23 protein-coding genes are annotated in these 22,498 nt (G+C 67.8%); 10 read left to right on the forward strand and 13 right to left on the reverse strand.

Translation table 11 applies throughout. The features are described 5' to 3' along the window. Window positions 1-3: 3 nt before the first annotated feature. The 5 genes from JOE57_RS11520 to JOE57_RS11540 form a co-directional block, all read right to left on the reverse strand. Complete coding sequence (locus tag JOE57_RS11520) at window positions 4-2,391, reverse strand: molybdopterin-containing oxidoreductase family protein (protein WP_204918085.1); 2,388 nt, start codon at window positions 2,389-2,391, stop codon at window positions 4-6. A gap of 32 nt (window positions 2,392-2,423) precedes the next feature. Beyond that, on the reverse strand, window positions 2,424-4,526 hold the full coding sequence (locus tag JOE57_RS11525) for a HelD family protein (RefSeq protein ID WP_204918087.1): 2,103 nt from the start codon (window positions 4,524-4,526) through the stop codon (window positions 2,424-2,426). A gap of 244 nt (window positions 4,527-4,770) precedes the next feature. Beyond that, window positions 4,771-5,211 carry a hypothetical protein gene (locus tag JOE57_RS11530; RefSeq protein WP_204918089.1) on the reverse strand — a complete coding sequence of 147 codons (441 nt, stop codon included), beginning with the start codon at window positions 5,209-5,211 and terminating at the stop codon, window positions 4,771-4,773. 5 nt (window positions 5,212-5,216) lie between these two features. Beyond that, entirely contained in the window at window positions 5,217-5,858 is a 642-nt protein-coding gene (locus tag JOE57_RS11535) for a hypothetical protein (RefSeq protein ID WP_204918091.1), read from the reverse strand. Beyond that, entirely contained in the window at window positions 5,777-6,373 is a 597-nt protein-coding gene (locus JOE57_RS11540; RefSeq protein ID WP_204918092.1) for a hypothetical protein, read from the reverse strand. The genes JOE57_RS11535 and JOE57_RS11540 overlap by 82 nt, the downstream gene beginning before the upstream one ends. 113 nt (window positions 6,374-6,486) lie before the next feature. On the opposite strand from JOE57_RS11540, the gene JOE57_RS11545 reads away from it, so the two are divergent. Continuing rightward, window positions 6,487-7,290, forward strand: a complete 804-nt coding sequence (locus JOE57_RS11545; protein WP_338041400.1) for an SGNH/GDSL hydrolase family protein — start codon at window positions 6,487-6,489, stop codon at window positions 7,288-7,290. 45 nt (window positions 7,291-7,335) lie between these two features. Here JOE57_RS11545 and JOE57_RS11550 read toward each other — a convergent pair whose 3' ends face one another. Beyond that, complete coding sequence (locus JOE57_RS11550; protein WP_204918096.1) at window positions 7,336-8,484, reverse strand: AAA family ATPase; 1,149 nt, start codon at window positions 8,482-8,484, stop codon at window positions 7,336-7,338. A gap of 322 nt (window positions 8,485-8,806) precedes the next feature. On the opposite strand from JOE57_RS11550, the gene JOE57_RS11555 reads away from it, so the two are divergent. Then, window positions 8,807-9,559: an ATP-binding cassette domain-containing protein gene (locus JOE57_RS11555; RefSeq protein ID WP_204918098.1), complete on the forward strand. Its 753-nt coding sequence runs from the start codon at window positions 8,807-8,809 to the stop codon at window positions 9,557-9,559. A gap of 11 nt (window positions 9,560-9,570) precedes the next feature. After that, window positions 9,571-10,329, forward strand: coding sequence for an ABC transporter permease (locus JOE57_RS11560; protein ID WP_204918099.1), 759 nt, complete (start codon window positions 9,571-9,573; stop codon window positions 10,327-10,329). On the opposite strand, the gene JOE57_RS11565 is transcribed toward JOE57_RS11560, so the two are convergent. The 3 genes from JOE57_RS11565 to JOE57_RS11575 are packed head-to-tail and all read right to left on the reverse strand — an operon-like array spanning window position 10,326 to window position 12,422. Then, a complete protein-coding gene (locus tag JOE57_RS11565; protein WP_204918101.1) occupies window positions 10,326-10,931 on the reverse strand; it encodes an FAD-dependent monooxygenase in 606 nt (201 codons plus the stop codon). The two genes, JOE57_RS11560 and JOE57_RS11565, sit on opposite strands and share 4 nt — an antisense overlap. After that, entirely contained in the window at window positions 10,879-11,886 is a 1,008-nt protein-coding gene (locus JOE57_RS11570) for an FAD-dependent oxidoreductase (protein WP_204918103.1), read from the reverse strand. Before JOE57_RS11570 ends, JOE57_RS11565 begins: the two co-directional genes overlap by 53 nt. Then, on the reverse strand, window positions 11,862-12,422 hold the full coding sequence (locus JOE57_RS11575; RefSeq protein ID WP_204918104.1) for a hypothetical protein: 561 nt from the start codon (window positions 12,420-12,422) through the stop codon (window positions 11,862-11,864). The genes JOE57_RS11570 and JOE57_RS11575 overlap by 25 nt, the downstream gene beginning before the upstream one ends. 134 nt (window positions 12,423-12,556) lie before the next feature. On the opposite strand from JOE57_RS11575, the gene JOE57_RS11580 reads away from it, so the two are divergent. The 3 genes from JOE57_RS11580 (at window position 12,557) to JOE57_RS18660 (ending at window position 15,313) form a co-directional block, all read left to right on the forward strand. Beyond that, on the forward strand, window positions 12,557-13,495 hold the full coding sequence (locus JOE57_RS11580; protein ID WP_204918106.1) for an ATP-binding cassette domain-containing protein: 939 nt from the start codon (window positions 12,557-12,559) through the stop codon (window positions 13,493-13,495). After that, window positions 13,495-14,709: an ABC transporter permease gene (locus JOE57_RS11585; RefSeq protein ID WP_204918108.1), complete on the forward strand. Its 1,215-nt coding sequence runs from the start codon at window positions 13,495-13,497 to the stop codon at window positions 14,707-14,709. Before JOE57_RS11580 ends, JOE57_RS11585 begins: the two co-directional genes overlap by 1 nt. A gap of 115 nt (window positions 14,710-14,824) precedes the next feature. Then, window positions 14,825-15,313: a TM2 domain-containing protein gene (locus JOE57_RS18660; protein WP_239578923.1), complete on the forward strand. Its 489-nt coding sequence runs from the start codon at window positions 14,825-14,827 to the stop codon at window positions 15,311-15,313. 30 nt (window positions 15,314-15,343) lie between these two features. On the opposite strand, the gene JOE57_RS11595 is transcribed toward JOE57_RS18660, so the two are convergent. From JOE57_RS11595 to JOE57_RS11605, 3 genes are all read right to left on the reverse strand, one after another. After that, window positions 15,344-15,751: an ANTAR domain-containing protein gene (locus tag JOE57_RS11595; RefSeq protein WP_204918110.1), complete on the reverse strand. Its 408-nt coding sequence runs from the start codon at window positions 15,749-15,751 to the stop codon at window positions 15,344-15,346. Window positions 15,752-16,097: 346 nt separating this feature from the next. After that, complete coding sequence (locus JOE57_RS11600) at window positions 16,098-16,877, reverse strand: GAF and ANTAR domain-containing protein (protein WP_204918112.1); 780 nt, start codon at window positions 16,875-16,877, stop codon at window positions 16,098-16,100. Between the two features lie 405 nt (window positions 16,878-17,282). Beyond that, complete coding sequence (locus tag JOE57_RS11605; protein WP_204918114.1) at window positions 17,283-18,275, reverse strand: aldo/keto reductase; 993 nt, start codon at window positions 18,273-18,275, stop codon at window positions 17,283-17,285. Window positions 18,276-18,394: 119 nt separating this feature from the next. On the opposite strand from JOE57_RS11605, the gene JOE57_RS11610 reads away from it, so the two are divergent. Then, window positions 18,395-18,919 (forward strand): flavodoxin family protein, encoded by a 525-nt coding sequence (locus tag JOE57_RS11610; RefSeq protein ID WP_204918117.1) that lies wholly within the window; start codon window positions 18,395-18,397, stop codon window positions 18,917-18,919. Window positions 18,920-19,021: 102 nt separating this feature from the next. Here the strand turns inward: JOE57_RS11610 and JOE57_RS11615 are convergent, their stop codons facing one another. Beyond that, a complete protein-coding gene (locus JOE57_RS11615; protein ID WP_204918119.1) occupies window positions 19,022-19,912 on the reverse strand; it encodes a DMT family transporter in 891 nt (296 codons plus the stop codon). Window positions 19,913-20,123: 211 nt separating this feature from the next. Here JOE57_RS11615 and JOE57_RS11620 point away from each other — a divergent pair, with 211 nt between their 5' ends. The 3 genes from JOE57_RS11620 (at window position 20,124) to mgrA (ending at window position 22,497) form a co-directional block, all read left to right on the forward strand. Beyond that, window positions 20,124-20,891 carry a GolD/DthD family dehydrogenase gene (locus JOE57_RS11620; RefSeq protein WP_204918121.1) on the forward strand — a complete coding sequence of 256 codons (768 nt, stop codon included), beginning with the start codon at window positions 20,124-20,126 and terminating at the stop codon, window positions 20,889-20,891. Between the two features lie 15 nt (window positions 20,892-20,906). Further along, window positions 20,907-21,398, forward strand: a complete 492-nt coding sequence (locus JOE57_RS11625; protein ID WP_204918123.1) for an adenosine-specific kinase — start codon at window positions 20,907-20,909, stop codon at window positions 21,396-21,398. 67 nt (window positions 21,399-21,465) lie between these two features. Beyond that, complete coding sequence (mgrA, locus tag JOE57_RS11630) at window positions 21,466-22,497, forward strand: L-glyceraldehyde 3-phosphate reductase (RefSeq protein WP_204918125.1); 1,032 nt, start codon at window positions 21,466-21,468, stop codon at window positions 22,495-22,497. Window position 22,498: the final 1 nt, after the last annotated feature.

Raw genomic sequence — 22,498 nt, forward strand, 5'->3', positions numbered from 1 at the left:
CGGTCATCCGCGCACCGGCGACACGTCGCAGACCGAGGAGCGCAGCGGCGAGCTGCCGCTGACCGCGTCACTGGGTGTCTGGCGCAGGACGAGGTTGAGGTTGACGCCATCGTCAGCAAAAGGGTCCTCGTCGGGGAGGCCGAGCTCGGCGCACCCCTGCCACCAGCCGTGCTGCCCGCACACGACGTCCGGCGCGAGGCTGGCGTTTAACCGTGCTCGGGCCCGGACGCTGCCGTGCGGGGTGTCGATGCGTACCCAGTCCCCAGCGCTGATGCCGCGCCCGGCCGCCGTCTCCGGATTGAGTTCGACCTGGGGATCCGGAAGCGCGCGGCGGAGCTCGGGGATCTGGCGATGTTGACTCTCGCAGAACCAGAGCGGCTTGGCGCAGGTGAGGACGAGGGGATAACGACCCGCGAGGTCCGGACGGGAGCGCGGGCTCACCGGGGGTTCTTCGAATGTCGGCAGGGCCGGGTATCCGTGGGTGGCCAGCGTCTCGGAGTGCAGCTCGACCAGGCCGGATGGCGTCCTGAATCCGTGCGCCACACCGTCGTGCTGCTCGGCGTGCTTCTGGTGTCGAGTCTGCAGCGGTACACGCACCCCTCGCGGCTGCTCCCGCAGTTGTTCGAGAGTCACACCGCTCGGCGCGAGTTGGTGGCGGAAGGCGTCCTCGATGCTGCCGCCCCAGAAGTGCTCCCCGAGGCCGAGCCGGGTGGCGAGGGCGAACACGATCTCCAGGTCGGATCGAGCCTCCCCACGGCGCTGCGCCACCGGCCGCCGGAGTTGGACGTGCGCTTGCGCCGGCTGGCTCACCTCGAAGCCGACGCGCAGCGCCTCGGCCTCGAAGGGTGTCGCCACCGGCAGCACGATGTCGGCGGACTCCGACGTGGGGCTGAGGAACAGGTCGGCGTGAACAAAGAAATCGAGCGCGCGCAGCGAGTCTCGGCCACGTGCGCTGTCCCCGTGCGCCATCACCAGGTTGCCGCCGAAGTCGACCAGGGCTCGGGCCCGATAGGGATAGCCGGTGAGCGCCGCGGTATAGAAGTCCTCGCCGGTGACGAACTCGAAGCGGGCGGGTCCCAGCGGGCGGTCCTGGACACCGATCGCCTTGGCGCGCTGCGAGGGTGCCAATAGCTCGACGCCATCGATCGGGTTGGTGGGCACGGCCGAAAAGAGCACGTTGCCTCCGGGTGCATCCAGGCTGCCGGTAAGGGCATAGAGGACATTGACCGCGCGGATGATCTGCGTGGTGTCGCTGTGCTGCTCCAAGCCGCTCCAGGTGTAGAACGCGACCGGCCGCGAGGTCCACAGCGTCTCGGCGGCGCGCTCGATGTCCGCGGCGTCGACCCCGGTGATGGCCGCGGCCGACTCGAGGGTCATCGCCGTGCAGTGGCGCAGCAGCATCTCCAGGACCGGCCGGCACGCGACCTCCCCGTCACGGGTGGCGATCCGCACCTCGCCGTTCAGCGCGAGGCGTTCGACGTTGACGTCGTAGTTTCGACGCGCCGGGTGGTAGCCGACCGGACCAGCGGCGGTCTCGTCCCACGCGACGAGGCCGGCGCCCGCACCCGGCCACACCTCGTCGGCGCGGAGCAGCCGTCCAGTGTCCGTCCGAACCAGGTGCGGCGCGTTGGTCCAGCGGCGAACGAACTCCTCGTCATACCAGCCGCGGCGCAGCATGACGCCGATCAGGGCCAGCGCGAGTGCGGCGTCCGTACCCGGCCGGACGCGCAGCCAGCGGTTCGCCTTGCTGGCCAGGCCGGCGCGGCGCGGGTCGACGACGACCAGCTGGGCTCCCCGGCGGAGTGCCTCCGCGGTCGCCGTCGCGTGGACGAGCCGGGATACCGAGGGGTTGTAACCCCAGTACAGGATGCAGCCGGCGCGCTCGAGGTCCGGCATAAAGGCGCCGGGCACGGGGGCACCGTAGGTGTAGGTCGAGGCGAGGTAGCGTCCCCAGCCGCAGAGCTCCATCGCGCAGGTGAAGTTCGGGCTGCCGAAGCCGCGACGCAGCCGCGTGATCCAGTCAACGGAGTCGCTGACAGCGGTCGTCGAGGGCGACGACGACGCGAAGACGACGGACTCTGGGCCACTCTCGCCGGCGATCTGCGTCAGTCGCGTCGCGACGGTGTCGAGGGCCTCGTCCCAGCTGATGCGCTGCCAGCCCGGGTCGGAGGCACCCTTGGGGTTGGTACGCCGCACCGGGTACAACAGCCGGTCGGGGTGGTCGACGATGCGCGGCGCGGACTTGCCCTTGACGCACACGGCCGCTCCGGTCGGGTGGGCGGGATCGGACGTGAGCTCGATGAACCGTCCGTCCTCCACAGTCGCCATCGCGCCGCAGCGGGACACGCAGAGCGGGCAGAAGGTCGGGACTCGTTCCGTCCGGGTCACCATGGGACCTCCCTCGAGAGCTTGCTCCTGCCCTCTCAGGATATGAGATTCGACCCCCGAGAGTGTGGTGTTCGTGACGCATCGGGCAACGGGCCTGCTGGGACGCTGGCAACGCCTCCGACGGTGCGCTGCAGGACGTCTGGAAGAGGGCCGTCCGAGATCACGCCGAGCCGCCTGGTCGCCCGGGTCACCGCGACATAGAGGTCCGATCCGCCGCGGGGGGACTCACGCAGAATCGCGCCGGGGTCGGCGATCAGGACCGAATCGAACTCGAGCCCCTTCGACTGACCCACCTCGAGGATGGCAGTGGTGGCGTCGAGCAGCCCCGGATCCGATCCATGAGCGACTCCGGGGAGCGCGGCCGACACCAGGGTGGTGAGCTCCGCGTACCGGGACCGGGGCACGATCACAGCCAACCGTCCGTCGCCGATCCTGGCCTGCTCGGCTGCGACGGACTCGATCAGGGTTCGGCCCAACTGGCCGGCGGGCACACACCGGCTCCACGGGACCGCCCCGGTCGACCGTGCCGAGGCCGGGGGCGCGGCAACCGGGTCGATCGCCGTCAGCACGTCGGCCGCAACGGCCATGATCTCCGCCGGCGTCCGATAGTTCACGGTCAGCTCTGCGGTCCGCCAGCGGCCGGGTGCGTGCTGATCGAGCAGCTCCGCCCAGGACCGCACTCCCGCATCGGTCCCGGCCTGCGCAAGGTCACCCACCAACGTCATCGACCGCCGCCGGCAGCGGCGCATGAGCATCCGCCATTCCATCGGCGACAGCTCCTGCGCCTCGTCGACGATCACGTGCCCGAACTGCCAGGTGCGATCGGCCGCGGCGCGTTCAGCGATGGTGCCCAGGGCGTCGCGGTGCCGAGTCCGCTCCGCCATCAGTGTGATGAACTGATCGACCTCCCACGGCTCGAGCGTCAGCCCGTCCGCGGCGAGTCCGGTGTGCACAACCTCGCGGGTATACGCCAGATGCTCGGCATCCTTGGCGGCCCGCTCGGCGTCGGCGCGGCGGCGCTGCTGCACCACCGCGTCCGTGTCGCCGAGCAGGTCGGCCGCCTCATCGAGCAGCGCCACATCGGCCCGGGTCCACGGAGTCCCCGGCGGGCGGTGCAGTGCCGCGCGGTCGGTCTCGGAGAGTTCCGGCGCGACGTCGGCGAGGCGCTCCGGCGACGACCAGAGCGAGGTGAGCAGCGTCGCGGGCGTGGCATCCCTGCCGGCCCGGCCGCTCCGCACCGCCCGGACGGCCCGGGCGATCACCTCGACCATCTGAAGTTCGCCCTTGACCCGGCTCGCCTCCGGGGATTCGGCCGCGGTCCCCACCACACCGGGCAGCAACTCGCCGATGGTGGACAGCACCACCTCGGTTTCGCCGAGCGACGGCAACACCTGCTCGATGTAGCGCAGGAAGGTCGCATTCGGACCGACCACCAGCACCCCGCGCCGGGCGAGCTGGTCACGGTAGGTGTAGAGCAGGTAGGCGGCGCGGTGCAACGCGACAACGGTCTTGCCGGTGCCGGGGCCACCCTGGACCACCAGCACCCCGGGCAGGCCGGACCGAATGATCGCGTCCTGCTCCGCCTGGATCGTGGCGACGATCTCGGACATCCGACCGGTGCGGTCGGCCGAGAGCGAAGCAAACAGAGCCGCTTCACCGATCAGGTTGTCATGATCATGATCGTCCCACGCGGCCAGGTCGAGGATGTCGTCGTCGACGGCGACGACGGTCCGCCCGCTCAGACGGATGTGGCGCCGTCGGAAGACCCCGATCGGGTCGGCCGCCGTTGCCCGATAGAAGGGTTGCGCCACTGGCGCGCGCCAATCGATGAGCAGCGGATCGTGATCATCGTCAAAGAGCCCGATTCGACCGATGTAGAAACGCGCCTTATCGATGGTGTCGATCCGACCGAAGCACAATCCGCGCTCGACGGTCATCAATTGACTCGAGCGATCAGCGTAGGTCCTGGCGAATGAATCGCGCTCGGTCGCCGCCTGCTCGGTGCCCGTCGTTGCGCCTGCGTAGACCCGTTGAAGTTCGGCGGCGGCGCGGGCGCGAGCGCGTTCCAACACCTCGTACAGCATCGTGACATAGCCTTGTTCGTGGGCGATCTCGTGCCTCAGCACGCTCTCGGTCATGCGCTCTCCCTGCTTGCTGAACGGTGGTACTTGACGAACGTCGCAGCCTGAGTTACTTTTAAATTGAGGCACCGATAATTCGGTGCTTCCGTTGTGTCCAGACAAATACGACAGAATATCAATTCGCTCGCGATCTGCGCAATACCGAGAATTGCGACGGCGCGATTGGCGAGCCGGTCGGTTGTCGGGTGGTCGCGAAGCAGGTCGCGTCCCGATCCTTGGTCAGCGTCGTGTCTGTCAGACCTCAGGGAACGAAGGCGTCAGAGCGACCAACGTCCTTGACGTCGGGAGGGACCTCGAATCCGATGGTGCCCGAGGTGCAGTCACCCCGGGCGAGCTGGGTGGGTTGCAGCCAGGCCGTTCCTGCCGGGGTGACCCTCAGCTGGTTGTTCGGGGTGCCGTCCAGGGAGAACTTGTCGGGGGCGATGTAGTTGCGAGCGTCGGCGGACGTGCTCTCGTCGACCGTTGGTCCTCCACCGCAGAACTTGACCCGGGCCAGCAGCACGGGCGAGGTCACCCCCGGCACCTTTCCCTGCCTTACGTTCGAGACTGTCACGGTCGACCCGTTGGCCGGCGCCACCGTGGTCCCCACGGCCACCTGCCTGGACACCAGCGGTTGGTCGTCACTGCCCGATGCCTGGATCCCGACAATGCCGGCTGCGACCAGCGCCAGGAAGGCTGTCACCCCGGTCAGCACCTTGCGCCGCCGCCCCAGCTGACGACTGACCGCCCGGTCGAGGCCCAGGTCATCAGGGAGCCTGAGCCGCCCGCCGCGGGGGAGCGCCGCGTCCACCACCGTCTCCAGCGTCCAGCGCCGGCGATGGCCGGCCAAGTGACCTGAACCCGACGGTCCTCCTCATCGACCAGCAGCGACGAGCTCTTGCCCAGGTCGATGCGAGCGATCAGGCGGGAGAGGTCGACGGTCCTGGTCGTGATCGGCTGCCAGTTGCGCCCTCCCAGCACGGTGCTCACGCTGAAGGCGTCCCCCTCCCGGGAGACCAGCACGTGCGACCAGCCGCCGGCGACCGGGACGGGCACTATGGACCGGTGGCGGGCGCGGCGCCCGGAGCGGCCGCTCGTCGCCGCAAGGGCGGTGGTGTCGATGGGCATCGGTCGACGCAGCGGGAAGTCCGCCGGCGTCTCGGCGCCGGAGGGGACACCGATCAGGAGGTTGTCCAGCAGCCTGGTCAGCTCCGCGCGGACCCTCGCCGCCGTCAGCCCGGAGGCGTCCGCAGCGACCCGCGCTGCGGTCAACTCCTGGCCGCCGTGTAGCGCCTGCCGCGCGAGAGCGAGTGGACTGCTGAGGGTCTCGAGGACTTCCGGTGACCGCATCCGCTCCACCTGCTGCGCGACCGAGTCGGGTGCAGGCTGCGCAGCGCCTCGGTGACGACCTCCTCCGATGGCCTCAGCCTCGGGCGGAACTCGGTCGAGAGTGCTGCCGGCCCGGCACCGAACCACACGGCCAGCTCGCTGCCCCAGCCAGCGAAGGGGTGGTCGAGACGCGACGCCTGTTCGTGCTCCAGGCCCAGCAGAACGGGGTCGCGCAGCATCGTATCCAGCCGGAGCAGACCGCTGCGCACGGTCTCGGGCTCACCGCGCAGCTGAACGGTGGTCTCGTACAGACCGACATCGACCCGGACGGCAGCCTCCCGGACGCCGCCGGCCGACCGCTCCATCGGACGGCTGAGCGTGAGCCGTACGACCTCCGCGGCAGCGTCGAGCGAACCCAGTTGATCCACCTGCTGGTGCGCGTACCCACGCCCCAGTACGACGGCGGCGACGGTTCCCTCGCCGAGGGCGGGTCGGTACAGCCAGGGAAGGCCCCCAGCGTGGTGCCATCGGTCCATGGGGGCGACCCTATCGGCGACCGTCGCGGGGTCTCAGGGCCGCCATCGGGGTTCGGCGGTAACTTGGGACGGTGCAGCTTCGCGTATGGGGGCGCCTCGCAGCGGGGCTGATCGTGCTCCTCGCTGCCGTCCTGGTCACCTCAGTCAGTTGTGACGGCCCGGCAGGCCGGTCCGCGCCCGCCCCGTCAGACTCACCCTCGGCCACCCTCTCGCGGCCGGCAATTGCGTGGACTGCGGTTGCTCTGGGCGACTCCGTGACTTCGGGCTACGGCTGTGGCTGCTCAGCGTTTCCCGACCAGTACGCTCACGCCGCAAGCGCCCGGTATGACGTTCCGATCACCATGCACAACCTCGGTCAGGGTGGCCTCACCAGCGGGCAGCTGCTGTCCAGGCTCTCCGACTCCGAGTCTGCCGAGAGCCAGCTGGTGAGCTCAGCCGACATCGATCTCATCACGATCGGGGCGAACGACTTCGCGGACCAGCATGAGGCGATCACTCAGGGTGCCTGCCTCGGAGCCGGGGTCAAGGTCTGCACCGAGGACGAGCTGCGTCAGCTCAGCAGCAACGTTGCCGACATCATCGCCACCATTCGGCAGCGCCGGCAGGGCCTGCCTACCGCGATCTTGATCACCGGGTACTGGAACGTGTTCGAGGATGGCGATGTGGCCCGAGCGTCCTTCCCGAAGGCGGGGCTCAGGGCATCAAAGGACCTCACCGCAGTGGTCAACCTGGCCATTCAGTCTGCGGCGAGTGCCGCCGGAATCGACTACGTCGACCTGTCCGGCCCCTTCACAAGACAAACCCCGAGCAGCGACGTCACCACCTTGCTGGCGCCGGACGGCGATCATCCCAATGCCGCCGGACACGCGCTGATCGCCAGGACCCTCTTGTCGGAGGGACTGCCCGGCCTGGCCTGAGTCCCTTGACGCTGCCCGCGACCCGGCTGGCAGTGCTGAGCGGGCTCATCGACTGGTCAGGCCCACCGCATCGAGGAGCTCATCGGCGCAGTCGGTGGGTGCCCGGCCCGATGTGTCGATGACGACGTCGCCGATTCCGCTCCGGTCCAACAGCGTGGACTCGGCCAGTGCCTGGTCGATCACGGGGCCGAGCTCCGCGACGGCTCTGCCACGTAGGCAGTCTCCGGCAAGGTGAGGCCCGCCCCTCACTGCCGTACGGGCGGCAACGCGTTGTCTCAGATGGTCGCTGGTGGCCCGGAGCCGACCCACGGTCAGGGTGCCGGGGGCCAGCGCCTCGCTGTACGCGCGAAGGTCGGCGCTGTGCAGGATCGAGCCGACCGCGATCACGACGGTGGCGCCGCCCTGGTGGAAGTTGCGGGCCATCGCGGCCAGGTTGTGGGCTCGGAGGCGGTGTCGGCCGAGGGGGGCGACCGACGCCTCCCCGACGAAGCCGACTTGGGCCAGGTCGACGAAGGCGGAGGTGCGCAGCCCCCAGAGGTGTTGGAACGTCTCCCAACCCACCGTCGAGGTGCCCACTGCGCGGGGTCCGCAGAGCAGCAGCACGCGCGGCTGCGCGTTCGCGGCACCAGAGAGACGACTCACCGCCGGCGGCTTCCCGATGATCTTGGGACGGTCACGGTCGGCGACCTGAGACCAGTGGGCTAGCGAGTCCTGGACGCGCTTCACTACGGCAGCGACAGTCAGACCCGTCGTGTCGATCGTCACCTCGGCGAAGTCGCTCTGAGCGAGGGTTGCGGCGTGCTGATCAAGATCGGGCAGCAACTCGCTCTGACCGTCCCTGCCGAGGAACCGCGTGTGGAGCTGAGCCCGGTCGGCCTCAAGCCGAACCCAGGTGATGTCCGCACCCGCGGCCTCGAACGCCGGTACCTCGTCGGGTAGTGCCACCCCGGAGACCAGCACCTGCTGGGCGCCGGCTGCGCGGTAGTTCGCCAGTACCACCGCGAGGTTGGCGGCCTTGATCAGCGTGTTGCCAGGATCGTCGGCGGGGGTGGGCAACCTCATCCCGAGCTGATCGATGTCCAGGTAGCCCGTCGGATGGCCCCGCTGAGCGGACTCGGTGAACAGTCTCCAGGCCACCGTCGACTTGCCCGCTCCTGGTGGGCCACAGAGCCATAGCACACGGAGAGGTTGCACGACGCCGAGTCTGGCGCAGCGCCGACCTGAACGCCAACCAGCCATCGCTCCACAGCGCTGCGCGTCAAAGGGCCTAAAGTCCCTACCGGCGGGGACGTGACGGGTGACAGTCTGGGACCACTCGATGATGAGTGGGCGTTGTTCAGCAGAGTGCAACGTCATCGCATGACCAGCAGAAACGCATGACCAGCAGAAACCGGCCCACCTCTTCGGGGGACAAGGTGGGCCGGTTTGTGCGTCCCTGGGCGGGTCTCATCGGCGAGCCCGGTCGGACTCCGCTCCAGCGGATCACCTGAGGCGTCTGCGGTGACAGGATGGTGCGGTGGCCCAGGTGGACGGCATCGCCGGCGGCATCGTGGCGACGGGGCTGTCCCGCAGCTTCGACGGAGACCGCGCAGTGGACCGTGTCGACCTGGTCGTCGAGCACGGCCAGATCCACGCCCTGGTGGGTCTCAACGGAGCTGGCAAGACGACCTTGATGCGCCTACTGCTGGGCATGCTCGTCCCGGAGGCCGGCTCCGTCATGATCCTGGGCGTGCCGGTGGCGCGGACCGGTCGGTCGGTCTGGGGACGGGTTGGTCACATGATCGACACGACGTCCGGCTATCCGGAGCTCACCGTGGCCGAGAATCTGCGTTGTGCCGCACTGCTCAAGCGAATGGAGCCGGCGACGACGTCCCAGACCATCGCGAGGAGCATTGCCGATCTACGTCTGGATCGATGGGTTGACCGCCGTGCCGGGGCGCTTTCCTCCGGAAACCGACAACGGCTGGGTCTGGCCGGTGCCTTGATCAACAGGCCGGAGGTGGTGGTGCTCGACGAGCCGACGGCCGCCTTGGATCCTGCCGGCGTGCTCCTGGTCCGGGCTGCGCTTCGCGAGGCTGCCGGGCGGGGCGCCGCCGTGCTCGTCTCGAGTCACCATCTCGATGAGATCTCCCGAGTCGCCGACACCATCTCGGTGATGCATCGAGGTCGGATCGTCGGCAACCTGCCCCCGGGCGGGGTGGACCTGGAGCGTGCCTTCTTCGATCTGCTCCTGCAGATCGACGACCGTGACGGGCACCGGGAGTCGTGATGTGGCCGGCGATGCTGGTTGAGTGGCTGAAGTTGCGCCGGAGTCGGCTGGTGTGGGTGACAGCGGCGCTGCTGGTGGTCGGCGTCCCAGCCATGGCGTCCGGGTTCCTCTCAGCCGCCCGGTTCGGCTCGCCTGGCTCGCCGACGGTGCTCAAAATCAGCACGATGGTGGTAGGCGAGGGATGGGCGGCCTACCTCGGCGTGCTGGGCCAGATTATGTCTGTCGCCATGCCGCTCGGGGCCGGCATCGTCACCTCGTGGTGCTTCGGGCGGGAGTTCATCGACCGCACCGTCTCGTCGTTGTTCGCCATGCCCACCTCGCGGGCCACGGTTGCGGTGGCGAAGTGCGCCGTGGTGACCGGCTGGGCCTGCGGAGTGGGCGTGGCCAGCGTGGTCGTCGGATGCCTGCTTGGACCCGTTGCCGGCATCTGGACGCCGGATCGGCTCATGTTCGATGCGGCCGGCAAGGTCCTGCTGGTGTCACTGGGAAGTGCCATGTTGACCCTTCCGCTGGCGTTTGTCGCCTCCGTTGCCCGAGGCTATCTCCCTGCGATCGCGGTCCTGATCCTCATCGTCGTGCTGACCCAGATCGTGACGGTGATCGGCGTCGGCAGATGGTTCCCCTATGCCGCGGTGAGTCTGTGGGCCGGGATGGGCGGTGAAGGTGCAGCGGCCGAGATCCATCTCCGTCACCTCGCGCTCGTACCGGTGACAGGGCTGGCAGGGGTCGCCGTCACGACCTGGTGGTGGCGACGGATGCAGGTCGTCTAGCGTGCGCCAACGAGGTCCAGCCAGGCTCCGAGCTGTCCGGCGTCGTACTGGCCGGTGCGAAACCCGACGTGACCATCGGGCCGTACGGCCAGCAGCCCGTGACCTGGCCAGCTGGCGACGCGATGCAGGCTCACGTGGTTTCCGAGTGGACGAGCATCGGGAACCACCGTGTCGCGCTGCAACAACAGGTGGAGCCCCGGCCGGGCCGTCAGGTCATGCAGGCGGAGCCGTCGGCCGTCGCAGTTGACCTCCTCATCGGCCAGCCGGTCGCCGGGACGGGGGCCCGGACCGCCGGGCTGGCCCTGGACCGACAGGGCACTGTGCCGATACCGCACCCACCGCTGGGAGAGAACGCGGACGACCTGCGCCATCAGCAGCGGCCGACCGAGCAGCAGGGGTAGGGCAGGGGCGGCGACCGGCATCAGGGTCCCGCGCAGGAAGGCAGGCAGCGGGTTCGTCGACGACTCCGCGAAGAAGACCAGATGGGTCAGTGCCAGCACCTGCCGCGCGACCGGGCGGCGCTCCAGGCTGTAGGAGTCCAACAGCGCGTCATGACCCTGCACCTGGTCCAGGGCGAAGGCGAGCTTCCAACCGAGGTTCACCGCGTCGAGAATCCCGGTGTTCATACCACTGGGCCGCGGCCGGCGAGTGGGTGTGCGCGGCGTCGCCGGCGAGGAAGAGCGGTCCGCTGCTGAAGGCTTCGGCCAGTCGATGCTGCAGGCGCACCTGGGCGGACCACCGCAGATCTGTCACGGTGGCCGCAAGACCGGCACCGTCGAGGATTGCCTGCACCTCGACCTGCGGGACCTGGTGTCCGGGCTGCCCGAAGGGCGTGTGGCCGCCCCGAGCCGGCCGGGTGGCCAGCAGGCGCCAGGTCGCACCCTCACCCAGCGCGAACAGGAAGACGAGCCCCGCACGGTCGGCAACGACGTGCAGGACATCCGGGGTGAGTCCCGCGTCGAGCTCCACATCGGCGAGCACCACCTCCTCGCGATAGGGAGCGCCCCGCCAACCGATCCCCGCAACCGACCGCACCGTGCTGTCCTGACCGTCACAACCGGCGATGAACCGGCAGCTCATCCGCTCGAGGCGGCCCTCACCCTTCAACACCGCCCGGCCGGCACTGTCACGCACCGCTGCGTCGACGAGCTCGACACCACGCTCGACGTCGATGCCCCGCTGCTCGAGCGCCTGGCTGAGCACCTCCTCCACGTCCATCTGGCGCAGCATGGTCAGGTGCGGAAACGCGGTGTCCGGCAGCGCCACGTCAGCGAGCTCGACGCGCACCCGCCGCCGGCCCAGATGCAGCTCTGCCCGGGGAGACCGGTCACCCCGGTCGAGCAGAGAGTCGGTCACGCCCAACGGGCGCAGGCTCTCCAGTGTTCGCGGATGCATGATCATCGCCCTCGAGCGTCGGAACGTCGCACTCCGGCGCTCCACCACCCGTACGGTGGCCCCGTTGGCGTGCGCCTGCAGGGCCGTGGTGAGACCCGTCGGACCTGCTCCGACGACCAGCACGTCCACGGTCGTCTTCACGCCGCGGCCACGACCCGCCACCAGGCCCCCTCCCCGCCGCGGCCGTACCGGTCGAGGACATCGGGGGCGGACAGCACCGTGTCGCGTCGCAACCCGGGAAAGACCCTGTAGTCGATCGAGTCGTGCTCGCTGACCAGAGACAGCACGCGCCACAGCGAGCCGGCGTAGTGCTCGGCCAGCTGCGGGCCGTCCCACTCGTACAGACCACGGTAGATCGCATGGTCGTCATGAGCCATCCAGAGCTTGGAGACGAACCCGGGAAAGCCGACGAACAAGGGGGTGTTGAGGATGCTCTCCAGTCGGAAGAGGCGATGTCCCCGTCCCCGGACCCTCCGCAGCCGGAAGGACACGATCAGGAAGCAAGGGTCGATCGGCGTGCGGTCCACGACGGTCTCCCGGTACACCTGCGCGACACTTCCGTCGGCGAAGCGGATCCGGCGACCGACATTGTCGCGAGGCCATCGGACCTCCCGCCGCCCCAGCATCACGGTGCTGGCGACCATGCACCCGGCCACCGAGCGCCAAGCGGTGGATCGTGGCAGCGGGCCTTGCTTCATGTCTCCTCCGTCCGTCGGGCCGTTCACTCATCTTCCGATGGTGGCCTTTCCAACCCCAGTGGCGAAAGTCCCGCGGGTCCGGGCAGGACCAACGACCCTTGCCCCGGGCTGGAGCGGCGCAGGAGCCTGTCAAGGTGACCATCCGAGCTGCGGCGGCCGAGCCGCTGGTGCACATCCAGGACTTCCGGATGGACTTCGGGGACACCTCGGTGATCAAGGACTTGTCCTTCGACGTAGCGGCGGGGGAGACCTTCGGGTTCCTGGGCAGCAACGGATGCGGCAAGACCACCACGCTGCGGGCACTGCTGGGCATCTACCAGCCCACCGCGGGAACCCTGCACATCGATGGCAAGGTCTTCGAGCCCCGAGACGGCGCCCGGCTGGGGTACCTGCCCGAGGAACGTGGACTGTACAAGAAGGAGTCGGTGCTGGACGTGATGGTCTACTTCGGACGCCTCAAGGGCCTGACCAGGAACAGGGCTCGTGCCTGGTCCAGGGCCTATCTGGAGCGCGTTGACCTTGCCGGCAAGGCCACGACGCGGGTCGACAAGCTGTCCAGCGGCGAGCAGCAGAAGGTCCAGCTGGGTGTGACGATCATGAATGAGCCGACGCTGCTCATCCTTGACGAGCCCACGAAGGGCTTCGACCCGGTCAACCGGCGGCTGCTGATGGACATCATCGAGGATCAGAAGCGCTCCGGCGCGACCGTCATCATGGTCACGCACCAGATGGAGGAGGTAGAAAGGCTGTGTGACCGTGTCATTCTGCTCAAGGATGGCACCGCGCGCGCCTACGGGACCGTCGCTGAGGTGCAGGAAATGTTTGGCGGAACCGTGTACCGGGTGGCCTACTCGGGAACGCTGCCCGCCTCTTCGCTGTACGAGGCCACCTTCAACAGCGAGGGGCACGCCGAGCTGACGCCACGCGCCGGCGCAGCGGAGACGGCCGTGCTTCGCGAGCTCCTCGACGCAGGGGTAGCGGTGCGCAGCTTCACCACGGCTCGGACCTCCATGGACGAGATCTTCATCAAGATCTACGGTGAGCAGGACAACCACGTCGGAGGGTTGCGCTGATGGCTCGACACAACCTGGGTGTCGTCATCGGCTTCGAGTTCACCCGCACCGTGAAGAAGCGGCGTTTTTGGGCCACCACGCTGGCCATTCCGGCGGTGCTCGCGGTGGTGTTCCTGCTGATCTTCGTCTCCAACTCGACAACCAGCGTCAACGAGGGCGCCCAGCGGAACGCGAAGATCACCTTCACCTACACCGATTCCTCCGGACTGATCCCGGCCAGCACGGCAGCATTGTTCGGTGGGCAGCTGGCGACGGATCCTGGCACCGCCCTCAACGACGTGCGCTCAGGACGTTCGGAGGCCTACTTCGCCTACCCCGCAGACCTTTCACGAGACCCGATCAAGGTGTACGGCGCCGACAAGGGCATCTTCGAGAACGGCAAGTACGACGCCGTCGCCAGGCGTTTGCTCACCACCGCAGCCGAGCAGAAGATCGGCTCGACACAGCTGACCGCTGCCGTCAGCGGCACGGTCAAGATCGAGACCACAACGTTCAAGGATGGGCAGCTCGCCGGCGGCGTCGGCGCGGTCGTCCCGCCGCTGTTGTTTCTGCTGATCTTCTACGTGAGCATCATCCTGCTGTCCAACCAGATGCTGAACAGCACCCTGGAGGAGAAGGAGAACCGGGTCACCGAGATGATCCTCACCACGCTCGACCCCACCACCTTGATCATCGGGAAGGTCATCGCCGTCTTCATGGTCGGTTTGGTGCAGCTCCTGGTCTTCATGACCCCGTTCGGCATCGGTTACGTGTTCTTCCGTGAGCAGTTGTCCCTGCCCAGCTTCGACCTCGCACACCTGACCTTCGAACCGGGGCCGATGATCACCGGCGCGTTGCTTCTGGTGGGAGGCTTCACCGTGTTCACCGGCACCCTGGTCGCCATCGGGGCGGTGATGCCGACCGCGAAGGAGGCCGGCGCCGTATTCGGGTCGATAATCGCGCTGATCTTCGTACCCTTGTACACGGTCAGTCTCATCGTCTCCGACCCGCACGCCCTCATCGTGCAGGTTTTCACCTACTTCCCGCTCTCCGCGCCGGTGACCGCACTGCTGCGCAACGGCTTCGGCACCCTTAACCCGGTCGAGTCGGTGGCGGTCATCGTCGAGCTGTTCGCCGTCGGGTTCCTCACTCTCCGGCTGGCCGTGCACCTGTTCCGCTATGGGTCGATCGAGTATTCACGCAAGCTCTCGATCAGGGGCACCTTCGGTCGCTGACACGAGCGTGGGTCTCAGTTGGATCACGACCGGCACCAGCTGGTGATCGAGAGCATAGTATGCCTAAGCGATGTCCCGGACCGACATCGGTGAGCGCACAGGTGGAGGAAGAGTCATGGGAGAGTTCGTACCGGAGCCCGTTGTCTATGGTCCGCAGGGCCGGCAGCCCCAGCCTTCCGACTACCCGCACTACCCACTGCGGGCTTCGCCCCAGCCTCACCCCGCCGCGTTGCCTCACCCCCCGTACCAAGTCAGTCCGTACCAAGTCAGTCCGTACCAAGTCAGTCCGTACCAGGGCGACCCGTACCACCGCCAGCCGTACCAGGGCGACCCGCGGCAGCAGCAGTACCAGAATGGGCTGTATGCAGCTCAGAAGTCGAGGCTCGCGGCCGGTCTGCTGGCGTTCTTCCTCGGCACCCTGGGCATCCATAACTTCTATCTGGGCCGGGTCGGCATCGCTGTGCTGCAGCTGCTGCTGAGCGTTCTCTCGTTCGGCCTGCTCGCACCGGTGGTAGCCGTCTGGGTGATCATCGAGGGCATCTTGATCCTGACCAGGTCACCCAGCTTCGCCACCGACGCCAAGGGCATCCCGCTCCGGGATTGACCCCGGTGGGAGTGGGCGGGGGAGGCGCCCCTAGTTGCGCTGCCCGTCAGGCGGATCATCAGGAAGGGCGCTGCTCCTGAGGATGCTGCTCGTCTCATAGATCAGCTGCCTGGCCCGAACGTGCAGGCTGACTCCGGCGCCGTCGGCCTGTCGGGACAGCTCGCGGTGGGCATGACCAGGGGGGTGGCCGCGGCCGATGAGGATGCCGATCGCCTGGTTGATCGCCGAGAGCTCTGCGAGACCATTCAGCCCCGAGGTCAGCGAGGTCGGGGTCTTCGTCTCGTCCAGACCGATAGAGCCATCGGTCAACCGGAGAGCGTGTCTTATGTCGGCAGCAAGGTCGACGAAGGCGCCGGGGACGGCCGCGTAGAGGCAGATGCGGCTCGGCGGTTCCGCGCCGGTGAGCTCATGGAGGTCGAGGCGGAGGGAAGTGGCCACCTGCGGCGGCGATGCGTGATCTTCGAATGCGGACAAGCTGAACGGGTACTGGGCCGTGAACAAGGTGAGCTCGAGACCGAGATAGGACCACACGGCCCGTCTCAGATCACGCCTCAGGCTATGCAGAGCATTTTCGATGACCCAGGGCTCCTCATCGATGCTCGTCGTGAGGTGCCGAATATGACGTGCAAGGGCTGTGGAGATGTCCACAGTCACTCTCCGAACGAGCGGATCCCGCCGCCGATTTCCTTTTCCGGGTAGAAGCAACCGATCGCTGCTCCAGGCGGCCCCTCTTGTACGGATGAAGATTGACGAGGGACGCCAGTCCCCACAGTACGCCTGTGCCCTATTCCTCTTCTTTGTGGAGGGCGCGGGCGCGGCGCACCGCAGCGTCCACAATCCGCTGAGCCATCACCGGCAACTTCACGTGCTCGGTCTGGCTCAGGCTGCGCAACTTGTTGAGAGCCTCGTCCGGGGTCGCTCCGGTACGACTCATCATGATGCCGATGGCTCGATCCACAACCCCCCGAGTACCGAGTGCGGCTTGGAGCTGAGCCGCCAGTCGTTGGGCCTGGACGAGGACCTGAGCGTTCTCGACCGCAATCGCCGCAGGCGCTGCAAACAGCTCGCCCAGTTCGACGGCTCGGTTGTCGAACACATGCTTGGCGTGGGCATAGACATTCATGGCTCCCACTACCGCGCCGGGGGTGATCAGAGGCAGGGACACGACGCTGTGGACCCCGAGCCTGGCCACCTTGGACCCGAATTGCGGCCACCGTTGGTCGGCGCCCAGTGATCCTGACAGCTTGGTCTGACCCTCAGCGGCGGCACTGATGCAGGGGCCCTGCCCGAGCCCGTACTGGATGTCGTCGATCTCCGTCACGAAGGGGGCGGTGGAGACGATCGTCGCGGAGCGGCCATGCTCCAACAGGGTCAGGCCCGCACCGTCCGCGCCTGGGATGGCCCGGACCGCGTAGGTGGCCACCTTGGTCAGCAGTTCTTCCAGCCCCAGGTGGCCGGTGGACAGGTTGGCCAGCGCCACCAGAGCATCCCGCAGATCCTCGTCCCCGTCCGACTTGGGCTCGCCTGCGCCTGACCCCAAAGTCGCGTCATCGTCCGACGTCATCAGTTTCCGTTTGTCTCGTTCTCGCGCCCACCCTTGTGGCGGGGTAGCCTCCAGAATAACCGCTGCTCAAGGGCCATCCCGGCATCGAGTCGGCATCCCTGCAGCCTTCCACAATCTCTTGACCCGGGGCTGCGTCCGCGCTTAACTGGGAATGCTGATTCCACAGCCGGTTGGGAAAGATGCATCGCCGCCACGTGCCGCGATCACTCGCAATTGCTGCCGCCCACTTTTCCCGTTGCTCCCTACCTCGGAGCCTGGTGGCGCCCAGACGCCACCCGGGTGTCCAGTCGTTCCCTGTAGGTCCTCACGTCGCAGCGAGAGGACGTGGTGTCGCGCTCGCTCCTCCCCCCGCGCGAGCGCGGCATCACCACCCCTGCGCGAGGACGATACAGCCGACGCCTTCCCTCAGCGGGCGGCGTCGCCCATCCGGTAGTCGTGCGTCAGCTCATCCAGCCGCTGCAGGACGTCCGGGGCGAGCGTGGTCTCTGCTGCTGCCAGGCTCGCGTCCAGCTGGTCCGGCCTGCTGGCGCCGATGATCGGCGCGGTGATCGCCTGCTGAGCGAGCACCCAGGCCACAGCCATCGTCACCAGCGGCAGCCCAGCGTCGTCGGCCACCTTCTGCAGGTTCTCGACGGTGTCGAACTCGCGATCGTGCCAGTAGCGGTCCTGGTAGTTCTTCGAGGCGGTGCCCAGGGTGAACCGGGTGCCTTCGGTCGGTGCGGCGTTGCGGACGTGCTTGCCGGACAGCAGCCCGCCGGCGATCGGGTTGTAGGGGATGACGCCGACCCCCTCTTCCTCGCAGAACGGCAGCATCTCGCGCTCGATCTGGCGGAACAGCAGGTTGTAGCGGGGCTGAACGGAGTCGAAGCGCGCCAGGCCGAGTGTTTCGCTCCGGCCGATGGCGCGGACCAGCCGGTAGGTGAGGAAGTTGGAGCACCCGATATAGCGGACCTTCCCCATCCGTACGAGGTCGTCCAAGGCGCCCAGCGACTCATCGATCGGCGTCAGCGGGTCGAAGCTGTGCAACTGGTAGAGGTCAATGTAGTCGGTCTGCAGCCGACGTAGCGACGCATCGACAGCCGACATGATGTGCTTGCGCGAGTTGCCTCCGTCGAAGGGGGCCGGCCCCATCTGGCCGAAGCACTTCGTGGCCACGATGAACCGGTCCCGCTTGCCTTTGAGCCAGCGGCCGATGATCTCCTCTGTCCGTCCTGCCGTCCCGGTGTCTCCACCCAGCGGATAGGCGTCGGCGGTGTCGAGGAAGTCGATCCCGCCCTCGGCTGCCCGGTCCAAGATCGAGAAGGAGGCCACTTCATCACACTGCAGACCGAAGGTCATCGTCCCCAGGCAGAGCTTCGAGACCTGCAGGCCGGTCCGTCCCAGACGCACATGTTCCATGACGACACTCTAGGGAGTGCCCCGACAGCCTCTGAAAGGGGTTGCGGGACTTTGGCCCCTTGGAGGTACGGCAGCTGTCGGAGTTGGCTGGAGTCTCCACCCAGTCAAGGAGTAGCACCATGAAAGCTCTCGTCGTCTACGAGTCGATGTTCGGCAACACCGAGCAGGTGGCCCGAGCCATTGCCGATGGGTTGCGGGAGTCGGTCGAGACGGAGTCGGTGGAGGTCAGCGAGGCGCCCAAGGTGCCGGGACCTGACGTCGGGCTCATCGTCGCCGGTGGACCCACCCACGCGTTCTCCATGAGCCGGGCCAGTACCAGGGCCGACGCGATCACCCGCGGCGCTCAGGAGGGCGAGCAGGACTTCGGACTACGGGAGTGGATGGACGGGTTGCCGTCGGGCCACCACACCGAGAAGGTAGCCACCTTCGATACCCGGATCCAGACCATGCGCCACCTGCCGGGGTCGGCGGCGAAAGGGGCGGCCAAGGAGGCGAGACGACATGGGTACGAGTCCGCAGAACCGGCCGAGAGCTTCTATGTCCACGACGTCGACGGACCGCTCCTCGACGGGGAGCTCGACCGCGCCAGGGCCTGGGGCCGGCAGCTGGGCGCCGCTCTGGGGGGATCGACAGCGGGTCGATGACGTCCCGCCAGGCGGGAGTCGCCCGCCGTACGTACCGGCTCGTCCTTGACGGCAACGTCTGCGCGCCGCTCGGCCACAGGAGCATGGAAGCTGACGCCGGACTCAGACGTGGGCTGTTCCCGGCGCGTCGGTTCGAGCCTTCTCCTGGGGTTTCGACGACTCCTCGTGATGCGCCAGCTGACGAACGCCGACGGCCATCGCCACCAGTCCCACCACCTCGGCGACCAGCGTCACCGGGGAGCTGAACGGCTGTTCGCCGAAGACGGCGACCCCGAAACCGATCGCCACCATGACATCGAAGATGTTGAGCACCGGCATGGACACCGAGAGCCGGGTGGCCTGGTAGGCCTGCTGGTTCAAGACGAACGCCGCCACGCCGACGATGATCATCGCCCACACCGGCCAGTGGGTGAGCATCGCGCCCACGCCGCTGTGCAACTGGCTGATCACCAGCTTGATCAGGCCTGCGACCAGTCCGAACAGGATGCCGGCAGAGGCACCCAGCAGCAGGCCGCGACGCTCGGGGGTCGCCACCTTGCCGAGCGATACGACCGTCACCGCGACGACGGCGACCGCAAGACCCACGAACCAGGCGGCGACGCTGTCTCGCGGCGGCTTCGGGGCGCTTGCGTGGGTGGTGGCGATGAACAGCGCCAGACCACCCCAGGTGATCGCCGACGAGACCAACACCTTGCGGGGCGGCAGCCGCCGGTCGAGGCCCGCCCGGATGAAGACGGCGAAGACAATCGAGCTCACGATGATGGGCTGTACCAAGCCCAGCGGGCCCAGCTTGAGAGCCAGCGCGTGCAGGCAGAAGGCGAGGAAGCTCATGGCGATCCCGACCAGCCAGCTGGGCCTGCGAACCAACGGCCCGAAGATCCGCAGCCCGGACCTGTCGTCTCCTGGAGTGCGGGCCGCGGCGCGGTGCTGCAGGGCGGTACTGCCGGCGAAAACCGCAGCCGAGGCCAGCGCGGCCAGTATGGCTGGGATCACCGTCGGCTGCCTTGTCGATGATGCCTATCCATGTTTCGCTCCCTGTCTCGACCCCTTGCGGCGCCGCCCAGCATCGGCGGCTCCGCCCCTCCACCTGAGGGAGCAGATCATCTGCCACCATACAAAGGGACCCGAACGTGCGGTTGCCACACCTCGGATCGTCAACGTGCCAGATCGTGAACGTGCCAGACCGTGAACCATGGGAGGCTCCATGTCGGACCCGCTCGATGCCCTGCTCGACTTCTCGCTGCGAGGAAAGGTGGCACTGATCACCGGCGGAGCTTCCGGGATCGGGCTGGCCATCTCCCAGGCCTTCGCCCGCAGGGGAGCAGTGATCGCCATCGTCGACCGAGCCGAGCCGGAGGCTCGGGAAAGGGCCGCCGCGCTGGGTGCGGACCACCGCGCCTTCCGCTGCGATGTGACGAGCCAGCCGGAGGTGACGGCGACGGTCGATCGAATCGTCGAGCAGCTCGGCCGGATCGACATCCTCGTCAACTGTGCCGGGCTGGCCCTGCTGGCGCCCGCCGAGGATTTGACGCTCCATGACTGGGACACCACGATCGCAGTGAACCTGACGGGCACGTTCCTGATGAGCCAGGCGGTGGGCAGGCAGATGCTCCGGCAGGGATCGGGCAAGATCCTCAACCTGGCATCCCAGGCCGCCCACGTCGCGCTGGACGATCACCTCGCCTACTGCGCCTCGAAGTTCGGGGTGCTCGGTCTGACGAAGGTGCTGGCCTCCGAGTGGGCGGGCCGCGGCATCCAGGTGAACTCGCTCTCACCCACCGTGGTGATGACCGACCTCGGCCGGAAGGCCTGGGAGGGGGAGAAGGGCGATGTGCTGAAGGACCGGATCCCCACCGGTCGCTTCGCCGAACCCGAAGAGATCGCGGCAGCCGCACTGTTCCTGGCCTCCGCTGCCGCCGACATGATCAACGGCGCCGACCTGCTCGTCGACGGCGGGTACACCATCCGATAAGACAGGAGGGCCACAATGAGTGAGCTTGAGATCAGCATCGTCGGCGTCGAGATGCCCGAGGGTGTCAACCTCATCATCGGTCAGTCGCACTTCATCAAGACTGTCGAGGACCTGTACGAGGCCCTGGTGGGCTCGTCACCGCATCTGCGGTTCGGGCTGGCCTTCTGCGAGGCGTCCGGGCTCCGACTGGTACGACGGGCCGGCAACGACCCGGAGTTGGTCGCCTTGGCGGTCCGGCACGCTGCGGGCATCGGGGCCGGCCACTCGTTCATCGTATTCCTCCGTGACGGCTTTCCGGTCAACGTCCTCAACCAGGTCAAGGCGGTGCCGGAGGTGTGCCGCATCTACTGCGCGACGGCGAACCCGGTCCAGGTCCTGGTCGCCCAGACCGAGCAGGGGCGTGGCGTGCTGGGGGTGATCGACGGCGGCTCGCCGCTGGGGGTCGAGACCGACGACGACGAGCAGGACAGGCGGGCGCTGCTCCGGACCATTGGCTACAAGTTCTGAGGGCGGCTACGGCTCCGGGGGCTCGGCCCCTCGCGCAACCGCACGGACCGTCGGTAGCGTGGGCGGCATGTCCTATGTCGCCGATGTCCAACGCTATGACGTCCAGCCCTACCGCCGCTGCGGACGCAGCGGGTTGCAGCTCCCGGCCATCTCGCTCGGGTTCTGGCATAACTTCGGAGATGACAAACCACTGGAGACGCAGCGCGCGGTGATGCGACGCGCCTTCGACCTCGGTGTGACCCACTTCGACCTGGCCAACAACTACGGGCCGCCGTACGGTGCGGCGGAGACCAACGCCGGGCGCATCCTGGGAGAGGACTTCGCGACGCACCGGGACGAGCTGGTCATCTCGTCCAAGGCGGGCTGGGACATGTGGCCGGGACCCTACGGTGATCTGGGTTCGCGCAAGTACCTCACCGCGAGTCTCGACCAGTCGTTGCGCCGGCTCGGCCTCGACTACGTCGACATCTTCTATCACCACCGGCCCGATCCGGACACGCCGCTGGAGGAGACCATGGGGGCCCTTGACGCTGCGGTCCGCGCCGGCAAGGCACTCTATGTGGGGGTCTCCTCCTACTCCCCGGAGCACACCGCGAAGGCCGCGGCGATCCTGCGCGACCTCGGTACGCCGATGGTGATCCACCAACCCTCGTACTCGATGTTCAACCGCTGGATCGAGGAGGGTCTGCTGGACGTCCTCGAGCGTGAAGGGGTCGGCTGCATCGCCTTCACCGCTCTGGCCCAGGGCCTGCTGACGGACCGCTACCTCAAGGGAGTACCGGAGGACTCACGAGCGGCGCAGGGCAAGTCGTTGTCGCAGGACTCGATCAGCGAGGAGAACCTGGCGCGGGTCCGGGCGCTGAACGAGATCGCCTCGGGTCGCGGGCAGTCGCTGGCGCAGCTCGCACTGGCCTGGGTGCTGCGCGACGCCCGGATCACCTCCACCCTGATCGGGGCCAGTAGCGTCCGGCAGCTTGAGGACAACGTCGCTTCGGTGCGGCGGCTGGACTTCTCTGCGGAGGAGCTGGCCGAGATCGACAGGTACGCCGTCGAGTCCGGCGTTGACCTGTGGGCGTCGGCGCGCGGTGCTACAGGTTGAT

The sequence above is a fragment of the Microlunatus panaciterrae genome (assembly GCF_016907535.1).
Taxonomy (GTDB): domain Bacteria; phylum Actinomycetota; class Actinomycetes; order Propionibacteriales; family Propionibacteriaceae; genus Microlunatus; species Microlunatus panaciterrae.